We start from the raw sequence: 10,247 nt of genomic DNA on the forward strand, positions 1-10,247 counted from the left end.
CATGGGTGGGGGTGGTTCGGTGTTCCGGTGGCCACAGCGGAGGGGAAACGCCCGGTCCCATCCCGAACCCGGAAGCTAAGCCCTCCAGCGCCGATGGTACTGCGACCGCCAGGTCGTGGGAGAGTAGGACACCGCCGGAACTCCCAACCACCCCCACTCATGTTGATGACATTTTTATAGCGTGAATGCGCGGTCCTCGGATCGCGTGAGACATCGGGGCAGGACCGCTTTGGTCCTGCCCCGTTTCGTCATGTCAGGAGGACGATCGGTGACCGTGGACCCGCATTCTGGGGAGCACGCCGATAAGGGGCGACCCGACCGAACGTCCTCGACGCGACAGGACGCCCGCCCCGAGGGCGGCTCCCGCGGTGGTGAGTCCCGCGGAGGTCGGAACCAGGGGGCCGGCGGAACCCGGCGAAGCGACGACAACCGGGGGACGGGCGCCCGGGATGACCGTGGCGGGCGGCCCCGTGGCGGCGCGAACGACCGCGGCCGTGACGGTGCCCGGCGGGACGGTCCCACCGGCCGGGACCGCTCGACGGCCGGTGGGCCCACCACCGGACGGCCCGCGCGACGCGACGGGGACGACCGCGGCGAGGGTCGCGGTGGCTCCGGGGCGGGCAGCGGGCGCTTCGGCGGCGACCGCGGTCGCGACAGCGGCGCCTCCCGTGGTGGCGCCCCTCGAGACCGCGACGGACGCGGCGGGGCGGGTCGCGACGGCGCCCCCTCGCGCAGCGGCGGCCGTGACCAGCATTCGGGCGGGTCGGACGGCCCGCGCGGGCGTGACGGGCGCGGCGACGACGCCCGGACCCGTGGAGACCGCCCCCGGGGCCAGGACGACCGTGCCGGCGCTGCCCCTCGCAGCCAGGGCGACCGCAGCGGTGGCGGGCAGGGTGATCGCGCCGGTGGCGGCCCTCGCGGCCAGGGCGACCGCAGTGGTGGCGGCCCTCGCGGCCAGGGCGATCGCGCCGGTCGCCAGGACGACCGACCTCGTGGCCGGGACGACCGGCCTCGCGCCCGTGACGACGACCGTGCCCGAGCCCCGCAGCGTCGGGACGACGGGCCTCGGGGCGAGCGCCGCGACGCGCCCGGCGGGGACCGTCGTGGCGCCACCGGGAACGACCGACGCGGCGGTGGCCGCGACGACCGCCAGGGCGGATACCGCGGCGACCGCCGCAACGACGGGCCGGGGCAGAGCCGCGGTCCGCGTCCGTCGTCGGACCGGCGGGACGAGCGCAGTGGCGCGCCCGCGGGGCGTCGCGACGACCGGCCCGGTCGTGGGCGGGACGACCGCTCCCAGGGGCGGGCCGACCGTGGCCGTCCCGGGGGCAGCGACGACCGGCGCGCTGACCGGCCGGACCGGCGCACCCGGGCCGAGGAGCGTCCGCGTCGTCACCAGGACGCCGAGGCCCGTCCCGTCGAGCCGGCGCTCCCGGACGAGGTGACTCCGGAGCTGCTCGACCAGGAGGTCCGTCGCGACCTCCGAGGACTGCCCAAGGATCTCGCCGAGATCGTGGCGCGGCATCTCGTCGCCGCGGGCGAGCTGCTCGAGGACGATCCCGAGGCCGCTCTCGCCCACGCGCGGTTCGCGCGGCACGGCGCCTCGCGGATCGCCGTCGTGCGGGAGGCCTGTGGGCTCGCGGCGTACCACGCCGGCCAGTGGGCGGAGGCTCTCTCCGAGCTGCGGGCGAGTAGGCGGATGGGCGGTGCCCCGCACGTGCCGGTGATGGCGGACGCGGAGCGTGCCCTCGGACGCCCGGAACGCGCGCTGGAGATCGCCCGGAGCCCCGAGTCGGCGGAACTCCCGCGCGACGAGGCGATGGAGCTGCTGATCGTGACGTCCGGGGCGCGACGCGATCTCGGCGAGTACGCCGCGGCCGTGGTCGGGCTGCAGATCCCGGAGCTCGACGTCCGCCGCGAGGACCCTTGGACGCCGCGCCTGTTCTACGCCTACGGCGAGGCCCTGGTGTCGGCCGGCCGTCGCGACGACGCGGTGCGGGCGTTCCTGGACGCCGCGCAGACCGACACGGACGGCGAGACCGACGCGGAGGAGCGGGCCGCGCTCGTCGCGGCGGGCGTCGACACGGCCCCCGGCGAGCTCGACGAGGAGCTCACCGACGACGGTGATGTGACCGCGGACGAGCAGGCCGCGGCCGAGGAGATCGCGGAGGCCGAGAAGGTCGCCGAGCCGGACGCGTCGGTGGCCGACGACGGAAGCGCCGACCGCAGCACTGACGACGACGCCGTCGCGGCCGAGGAGACGTCGGCGGACCACGCCCGATGACGCGGCACGACGCGCTGCTGGTCGACCTCGACGGCACCGTGTACGCCGGGCCGGACGCGGTCCCCGGCGCCGTCGAGGCGCTCGAGGCGGCGAGGAAGCGCGGGCTCACCGTCTCCTACGTCACGAACAACGCGTCGCGGGCGCCGGGTGCGGTGAGCGAGCACCTCGCCCGGCTGGGGCTGACCCTCACCGAGGACGACGTCGTGACCAGCGCCCAGGCCGGCGCGGCCGTGCTCGCCCAGCAGTGCGGTCCCGGCACGAAGGTGCTGGTCGTGGGCACCGAGGCGCTCGCCGACGAGATCCGCGGCGTCGGCCTCGAGCCGGTCCGATCGGTCGACGACGGGCCCGCCGCCGTCGTCCAGGGCCATTCCCCCGACACCGGGTGGCGCGACCTCGCGGAGGCCGCGCTGGCACTCGGGCGCGGGGCGACGTGGGTGGCGTGCAATGTCGACCCGACGCTGCCGAGCGACCGCGGCCTCCTGCCCGGCAACGGGTCCATGGTCGCGGCGCTGCGCAGCGCCAGCCGTCGTGACCCGCAGGTCGCGGGCAAGCCGGCCGCGCCGCTGCTGCGTCAGGCGATCGACCGGGCCGGGGCCACGACGCCGCTGGTGGTCGGGGACCGCCTCGACACCGACATCGCGGGTGGTCACGCGGTCGAGGCCGAGACGCTGCTGGTGCTCACCGGGGTCTCCACCGCCGCCGACGTCCTCACGGCATCCGAGGACCAGCGCCCGACCTATCTCGCGGCCGACCTCGGGGCCCTCGCGGACCTGGAGTCCACCCGCGTCGACGTCGACCACGCGTGGCAGGTCGCCCTCGACGGCACGACCCTCGGGCTCACCGCACCCGACGACGCCCCCGACGACGCCACCGACCGGCCGGCACAGCTCGCGGCGCTGCGGGCGCTCTGCCGGGCGTGGTGGTCGGCGGGCGCCGCGGGGGACCCGACGATCACGGCAGGCGACCGGACCGCGGACGCCGTCGTCACCGCGCTCGCGCTGCCCCGCGCCGCGACCGGCTAGCGTGGGGTCCGTGGATCACGACCTCGCCCCGGAGCCGGACCCGCTGACGCGTCTGCGCGCGGCCGCGGCAGCCGTCTCCGACCTGGACGTTCCGGGTGACGGGGCGCAGGACGATCCCGGCCTCGCCGGTCATGCCACCGAGGCGACGGCTCTCGACGCCGGGGCGCACGCCGACCGGTTCTCCGAGCTGCACGAGTCGCTCGTGGCCGTGCTCGCCGACGTCGACCGGGGCTGAGCCGGTGGCCCGCACGACGAGCCGCCGACTGCGTCTGGACGCCGAGCTGGTCCGGCGTGGCCTCGCCCGCTCCCGCGAGCACGCCGCGGCCCTGATCGCCGACGGGCGCGTCACGGTGGGTGGCACGGTGGCCCACAAGCCCGCGACGGCGGTGGAGACCGCGGCCGCCGTCGTCGTCACCCCCGAGCCCGACGGGACCATCGACGACTGGGCCAGCCGCGGCGCGCACAAGCTGCTCGGGGCGCTGGAGGCGTTCGGCGACGTCGTCGTCGAGGGCAGGCGGTGCCTGGACGCGGGGGCGTCGACCGGCGGGTTCACCGACGTGCTGCTGCGTGGCGGGGCCCGCGAGGTGGTGGCCGCCGACGTCGGGTACGGGCAGCTGGTGTGGTCGCTGCGCACCGACGACCGCGTGACCGTGCTCGACCGCACGAACGTGCGCACCCTCGGTCCGGACGCGATCGGTGGGCCGGTCGACCTGGTCGTCGCCGACCTCTCGTTCATCTCGCTGCGGCTGGTGCTCGAGGCGCTGGCCTCGTGCCTCGCCGAGGGCGGCGAGCTGCTGCCGATGGTGAAACCGCAGTTCGAGGTGGGGAAGGACCGCCTCGGACACGGCGGCGTGGTGCGTGACCCCGACCTGCGGGCCGAGGCCGTCGACACCGTCGTCGCGGCGGCCCGGGAGCGGGGTCTCGAGCTCGTGGACGTGACCGCCAGCCCGCTACCGGGGCCGTCGGGCAACGTGGAGTACTTCCTCCGGCTCCGGCGTGGGGCTCCTGCGACGCCCGAGGGCTCGGACAGCGATGCCGCGCGGGTCCGCCGCGCGGTGCAGGAAGGCCCCTCATGACAACGGGAGAGACCGTGACCCGGGACGCGCTCATCGTCGTCCACACCGGGCGGGAGGCCACCCGCAAGGTGGCCTCGACCGTCGCGTCGCGGCTGCACGCCGCCGGCTTCGCGATGCGGGTGATGCCCGACGAGTACTCCACCGACGCCGGGCTCTTCCTCGACCTGCCCGACGACGAGCGCCCGCAGCGCGTCGACCCCGACGACGACGCGGCGAACGGTGCCGAGATCGTCATCGTCCTCGGCGGGGACGGGACGTTGCTGCGCGCGGCCGAGCTCGCCCGCCAGGCCCGGGTCCCGCTGCTGGGGATCAACCTCGGGCACGTCGGGTTCCTCGCCGAGGCCGACCTCGACGACGTGGACGAGGTGCTCGACGCGGTGATCACCCGGTCCTACCAGGTCGAGGAACGGATGACGGTGGACGTCGTCGTCTCCTCCGACGGACAGGTGCTCGGGCGGACCTGGGCGCTCAACGAGGCGATCGTCGAGAAGACCAACTGGGCCAAGCTGCTCGACGTGGTCCTCGAGGTCGACCATCGGCCCGTGTCGGAGTTCGCCTGCGACGGCGTGCTGTGCGCGACCCCGACCGGGTCCACGGCGTACGCCTACTCGGCGGGCGGCCCGGTGGTCTGGCCCGAGGTCCAGGCCATGCTGCTCGTGCCGTCCAACGCCCACGCCCTGTTCGCGCGGCCCCTGGTGATCTCGCCGGACTCGCTGGTCGCCCTCGAGGTGTCCTCGCGCGGCGACGCCGGGGTGCTGGTCTGCGACGGCCGCCGGACGATGGACCTGCCCCCGGGCGCCCGGGTGGAGATGGTGCGCGGGACGGCGCCGGTCCTGCTGGTGCGGCTGCGCCGGCAGCCGTTCACCGACCGCCTGGTGCGCAAGTTCGAGCTGCCGGTGCAGGGCTGGCGGGGCGGGCACCCGGACTGAACGTCCGGAGGCCGCCCGCTCCGTTCATCGAGGTTCACCCACCGTTCGACCATGTGTTCGATTCCGATCGGCGTGTTCGGCCCCGGGTGTCGGATCCCGTCGTTACAGTGACGGCCGTGCTCTCCGAGCTGAGAATCCAGGGCCTCGGCGTGATCGAGGACGCGACCCTGGAGCTGCACCCGGGCCTCACTGCGGTGACCGGCGAGACCGGCGCCGGCAAGACCATGGTGATCACCGGGCTGCACCTCCTGGGCGGCGGCCGCGCGGATTCGTCGCGTGTGCGCCGCGGGGCGTCCCGCGCGATCGTCGAGGGGCGCTTCGTGCTGCCCGATGCGGGCTCGTCGACCTCCGATGGCGAGGACGACGACGACGGGCCGCGGGACGCCGCGGGAGTGGCCCGTGACGCGGGCGCGGCCCTCGACGACGACGGCTCGCTCATCGCCGCCCGCACCGTCTCCGCCGACGGGCGCTCGCGGGCGCACCTCGGCGGGCGGTCGGTGCCGCTCGCGGTCCTCTCCGACGTCTCCGACGCCTCGCTCGCCGTCCACGGCCAGCACGAGGCGCTGCGCCTGCTCCGCCCGGCCGAGCAGCGCGCGGTGCTCGACCGGTTCGCCGGCGTACCCGCCACCGAGGCCCTCGCGAGCTACCGGGACATCCGCGCGCGCTGGCGCACGGCGGTCGCGGAGCTCACCGAGCGCCGCGACCACACCCGGGAGATGGCCCGCGAGGCGGACCTGCTGCGCCACGGGCTCACCGAGATCGAGGCGCTCGACCCGCAGCCGGGAGAGGACGAGGCCCTCGTCGCCGAGGCCCGCAGGCTCGGCGACGTGGACGAGCTGCGCTCGACGGCCCTCACCGCGCTCGCCGCGGTCGCGGGCCCGCCCGACGGCACCGGCGACGAGCCGGACGCCACCGGGCTCGTCGGGGAGGCCCGACGCAGTCTCGCCGGCACCGAGGACCCGGGCCTGACGGCGCTCGAGCCCCGGCTGGCCGAGGCGTCCACGCTGCTCACCGACGTCGCCGCCGAGCTGTCGAGCTACCTCGACGGCCTCGAGGCCGACCCGGCGCGGCTCACGCAGGTCCTCGAGCGCCAGGCGGCCCTCAAGGGCCTCACCCGCAAGTACGCCGCCGACGTGAACGGGGTGCTCGCCTGGGCCGACACCGCCCGGTCGCGCCTGGAGACCCTCGACGTCTCCGACGAAGCCCTGGCCGCACTCGCCGCCGAGGTCGACCGGCTCGCCGTCGAGCTCGCCGAGCAGGCGGCCGCGCTCACCGCGGTGCGGACCGAGGCCGCCGAGCGGCTCGCGAGCGCGGTCACCGCCGAGCTCGACGGGCTCGCGATGGCCGCCGCCGCCGTGCAGGTGGTCGTCGGCCAGAAGGACGCCACCGCCACCGACCCCGCCGGGCTCGACGTGGCCGGGGCGGGCCGGGTCGTCGCGGGGCCCGACGGTGTGGACGACGTCGAGCTGCTGCTCGCCCCGCACGCGGGCGCGCCGCCGCTGCCGATCGCCAAGGGCGCCTCGGGCGGTGAGCTCTCCCGGGTGATGCTGGCGGTGGAGGTGGTGCTCGCGGGCGCCGACACCGTCCCGACGCTGGTGTTCGACGAGGTCGACGCCGGGGTCGGCGGGCACGCGGCGGTGGAGATCGGTCGGCGGCTGGCCCGGCTCGCCGAGACCCACCAGGTCGTGGTCGTCACCCACCTCGCCCAGGTCGCCGCGTACGCGGACCGGCAGCTCATGGTCGACAAGGGGGCCGCCAGCGAGGGCGTGACCCGCAGTTCGGTCCGCACCCTCGACGACTCGGAGCGGGTCGTCGAGCTCGCCCGGATGCTCGCCGGGACCGAGGAGACCGAGACCGGCCGGGCGCACGCCGAGGAACTCCTGGCCGCGGCGGCCGAGGACAAGCGCGGCAGCCCGCCGCCCACCCCGATCTCGAAGGGGGTCACCCAGGTCTCCCGCCGCGGCGGCCGGCGCTCCGGGCGCCGCGCCGGCTGACTCCGACACTCGGAGTAATCGTGGTGCCCGTGTGACGGATGTGGTGCCCGAGTCGGGTGAGGCGTGAGTGTTCCGTCGGCGTGGCGGCGCGGTCTGGGTGCCGTCGGCGGAGACGATCGGCTCATGCGATGGCCAGGTCGGGGAGCGCGGACGACAGAGGCGCCGCCCGGCGTCAGCGGCACGGCCCGGATGGGGCGTAGCGGGGCACGGAACAACGCCCCCGCCTACCTGCGACGGCTGGGACCGGGCGACGTCGCGGTGATCGACCAGGTCGACCTCGACCGCTCGACGGCGACCGCGCTGCTCGAGGCGGGCGTGGTCGGGGTCGTCAACGCCGCGCCGTCGATCTCGGGGCGCTACCCGAACCTCGGTCCGGAGATCCTCGTCGAGGCCGGGGTGGTGCTGGTCGATGACTGCGGGCCGAGCGTGTTCCGGGACCTGTCCGACGGTGCCACGGTGCGGCTGCACGACGGCGCGGTCCACGTCGGGGAGCGCGAGGTGCTGCGGGGGTTCGCCCAGGACCGCGACACCGTCGCCGAGCTCCTCGACGAGGCCCGCGGCGGGATGGCGGCCCAGCTCGAGGCGTTCTCCGGCAACACCAGCGAGTTCCTCGGCCGCGAGCGCGGGCTGCTCGTGGATGGCCTCGGTGTCCCGGCGATCGCCACGACGATGCGGGACCGCCACGTCGTCGTCGTGGCGGGTGGCGCCGGCACGCTCGCCGAGATCCGCTCGCTCGCGGGGTACCTGCGGGAGAACAAGCCGGTGCTCGTCGGCGTCGGGGAGGGCGCGGGCGCGCTGCGTGAGGCCGGGCACACCCCCACCGTCGTCCTCGGCACCGTCGCCGAGCTCGACCCCGCCCTCGCGCGCCGGGCCACCGACGTCGTCGTCCCCGCCGACAGCGACGGCCACATCGCGGGCCTCGCCCGGCTCCAGGACCTCGGCGTCGACCCGGTCGCGTTCGCCAGCTCGGCCAACCCGGAGGACATGGCGCTGCTGCTCGCGCACGCCCACGGCGCGGCCCTCGTCGTGGCCGTCGGGTTCGACGCGAGCCTCGGCGGCTTCCTCGACCGGGGCCGGTCCGGCTCGATCCCGTCGACGTTCCTCACCCGGCTGCGGCTGGGCCCGATCCTGGTCGACGCACCCGCCGCGCGAGCGCTGCACCGCACCCGGGGATCGGCGACCGTCCTCGCCCTGCTGCTGGCGTCGGTCCTGCTCGCCGCCGTGATCGTGGCGATCGCGCTCGGCGCGGGCCCTGCGGCCCTCCAGCTGCTCGAGAACGTCGGCCGGGCTCTCGGGGAATGGCTCTCCACCGTCTACCGGAGTGTCGTCGGATGAGGGCCTTCCGCTACCACGCGGTCGCGATCTGCGCGGTGCTGCTGGCGCTGGCGTTGGGCGTGGTGGTCGGGGCGTCGTCGCTGTCGCACCCGATGCTCGGCGCCGCCTCGTCGGACCAGGCCGACCTCGACGGGCAGGTCGGCACCCTCACCGCCGACCGCGACGCCGCCCGCACGCAGCAGGCACAGTCCAACCGGGTACTCGCCGCGGCGGCGCCCGGTCTGCTGTCCGGCCACCTCGCCGACCGCAGCGTCGTGCTCCTCGCGGCCCCCGACGCCGCGCCCGACGACCTCGACGCGGTGTCCGGCTTCGTGGCGGAGGCGGGCGGGCACGTGACCGGCCGGCTCGGCCTCACCGACGCCGCGCTCGCGCCCGACCGCGCCGACGCGCTGCGCACCCTCGTCACCCGCGTGCTGCCCGCCGGGGTCCAGCTGCCGAAGACCACCGACGCCGGCACGCTCACCGGGGCACTGCTCGGCTCCCTCGTCACCAGCGGGGGCGGGCCCGCGAGCAGCCCGGCCGAGGTCGGGACCGCCTTCACCGCGCTGGCCGACGGCGGGTTCCTCGCGCCCGGCGCCGCGCCCGGCCCGGCGCAGGTCGCGGTCGTCGTCGGCGGCGACGGACCCGGCTCGGCCCCGGACGCCGCCGGGCGTGCCGGCACACTCGCGAAGCTCGCCGGCGCCGTGCGCTCCGGGGGCGCGGGCACCGTCGTCGCCTCCCGCGCCGTCACCGGCGAGGTCGCCGCCGTCCGCGCCGACCCCGGTCTGGGCGGGGTGTCGACCGTCGACGGCGTCGGGACGACGGCGGGCCGGATCGCCACGGTCCTGGCCGCGGGCGAGCAGGCCCAGGGCCGGTCCGGCAGCTACGGCACCGCGCCGGGGGCCAAGGCCCTGCCGGGCGCGCAGGCGGCGGACAAGTCGGGGGCGCCGCCCGCCTGACCTCGTTCGGTGGGCGTGTGGGGGAGTCGGGCCTGGTCACACCGGGCCCGGTGTTACCGTGAGGTCCCGTGGACCGGTGCCCGAACGCCCGATACTCCCGGATCGACCCCCTTCGCACGGCGCTCGGCAGCCGCGCCGTGTCCGGAGGGATGTGAGGATGCAGCACTCGCGCACCACGAAGCACGTCTTCGTCACCGGCGGTGTCGCCTCGTCGCTGGGCAAGGGGTTGACCGCCTCGAGCCTGGGCCAGCTGCTCACCAGCCGTGGGCTGCGGGTGACGATGCAGAAGCTCGACCCGTACCTCAACGTGGATCCCGGGACGATGAACCCGTTCCAGCACGGTGAGGTCTTCGTGACCGAGGACGGCGCCGAGACCGATCTCGACATCGGGCACTACGAACGCTTCCTCGACACCAACCTGCGCGGGCACGCCAACGTGACGACCGGGCAGGTCTACAGCCAGGTCATCGCCAAGGAACGCCTCGGCGACTACCTCGGTGACACGGTTCAGGTGATCCCGCACATCACCAACGAGATCGTCGACCGCATCCGATCGATGGGCGGACCCGATGTCGATGTCGTCATCACCGAGATCGGGGGGACCGTCGGCGACATCGAGTCACTCCCGTTCCTCGAAGCGGCTCGGCAGGTGCGTCACCTCATCGGCCG

The 10,247-nt window shown here is 75.9% G+C and carries 10 protein-coding genes and 1 rRNA gene; 10 read left to right on the forward strand and 1 reads right to left on the reverse strand.

Annotated features, from left to right (window positions below; translation table 11 throughout):
- The first annotated feature begins 23 nt into the window (after positions 1–23).
- Positions 24–140 (forward strand): 5S ribosomal RNA (gene rrf, locus VGI02_RS20360).
- Between the two features lie 113 nt (positions 141–253).
- On the opposite strand, the gene VGI02_RS20365 is transcribed toward rrf, so the two are convergent.
- Positions 254–1,579 (reverse strand): hypothetical protein, encoded by a 1,326-nt coding sequence (locus tag VGI02_RS20365; RefSeq protein ID WP_331630229.1) that lies wholly within the window; start codon positions 1,577–1,579, stop codon positions 254–256.
- On the opposite strand from VGI02_RS20365, the gene VGI02_RS20370 reads away from it, so the two are divergent.
- The 9 genes from VGI02_RS20370 to pyrG form a co-directional block, all read left to right on the forward strand.
- Positions 1,514–2,284, forward strand: a complete 771-nt coding sequence (locus tag VGI02_RS20370; RefSeq protein ID WP_331630231.1) for a hypothetical protein — start codon at positions 1,514–1,516, stop codon at positions 2,282–2,284. The genes VGI02_RS20365 and VGI02_RS20370 overlap by 66 nt on opposite strands.
- A complete protein-coding gene (locus VGI02_RS20375) occupies positions 2,281–3,306 on the forward strand; it encodes an HAD-IIA family hydrolase (RefSeq protein ID WP_331630232.1) in 1,026 nt (341 codons plus the stop codon). Before VGI02_RS20370 ends, VGI02_RS20375 begins: the two co-directional genes overlap by 4 nt.
- Before the next feature lie 10 nt (positions 3,307–3,316).
- Positions 3,317–3,541: a hypothetical protein gene (locus VGI02_RS20380; protein ID WP_331630234.1), complete on the forward strand. Its 225-nt coding sequence runs from the start codon at positions 3,317–3,319 to the stop codon at positions 3,539–3,541.
- A 4-nt stretch (positions 3,542–3,545) separates the two neighbouring features.
- Positions 3,546–4,382 carry a TlyA family RNA methyltransferase gene (locus tag VGI02_RS20385; protein ID WP_331630236.1) on the forward strand — a complete coding sequence of 279 codons (837 nt, stop codon included), beginning with the start codon at positions 3,546–3,548 and terminating at the stop codon, positions 4,380–4,382.
- Positions 4,379–5,311 (forward strand): NAD kinase, encoded by a 933-nt coding sequence (locus VGI02_RS20390; RefSeq protein WP_331630238.1) that lies wholly within the window; start codon positions 4,379–4,381, stop codon positions 5,309–5,311. Before VGI02_RS20385 ends, VGI02_RS20390 begins: the two co-directional genes overlap by 4 nt.
- 116 nt (positions 5,312–5,427) lie before the next feature.
- A complete protein-coding gene (gene recN, locus VGI02_RS20395) occupies positions 5,428–7,305 on the forward strand; it encodes a DNA repair protein RecN (RefSeq protein ID WP_331630240.1) in 1,878 nt (625 codons plus the stop codon).
- A gap of 123 nt (positions 7,306–7,428) precedes the next feature.
- Positions 7,429–8,640, forward strand: coding sequence for a putative cytokinetic ring protein SteA (gene steA / locus VGI02_RS20400; RefSeq protein ID WP_414638330.1), 1,212 nt, complete (start codon positions 7,429–7,431; stop codon positions 8,638–8,640).
- Positions 8,637–9,578, forward strand: coding sequence for a copper transporter (locus VGI02_RS20405; RefSeq protein WP_331630244.1), 942 nt, complete (start codon positions 8,637–8,639; stop codon positions 9,576–9,578). Before steA ends, VGI02_RS20405 begins: the two co-directional genes overlap by 4 nt.
- A 157-nt stretch (positions 9,579–9,735) precedes the next feature.
- Positions 9,736–10,247: CTP synthase (pyrG, locus tag VGI02_RS20410; protein WP_331630246.1), on the forward strand; the 512-nt coding region annotated here is incomplete at its 3' end.

This window comes from Actinomycetospora sp. (assembly GCF_036497245.1).
Lineage (GTDB): Bacteria > Actinomycetota > Actinomycetes > Mycobacteriales > Pseudonocardiaceae > Actinomycetospora.

Coding starts and splice junctions, on each gene's coding strand:
- VGI02_RS20375 (WP_331630232.1), top strand. CDS start 2,281: ATGACGCGGCACGACGCGCTGCTGGTCGACCTCGACGGCACCGTGTAC.
- VGI02_RS20390 (WP_331630238.1), top strand. CDS start 4,379: ATGACAACGGGAGAGACCGTGACCCGGGACGCGCTCATCGTCGTCCAC.
- steA (WP_414638330.1), top strand. CDS start 7,429: ATGCGATGGCCAGGTCGGGGAGCGCGGACGACAGAGGCGCCGCCCGGC.
- VGI02_RS20405 (WP_331630244.1), top strand. CDS start 8,637: ATGAGGGCCTTCCGCTACCACGCGGTCGCGATCTGCGCGGTGCTGCTG.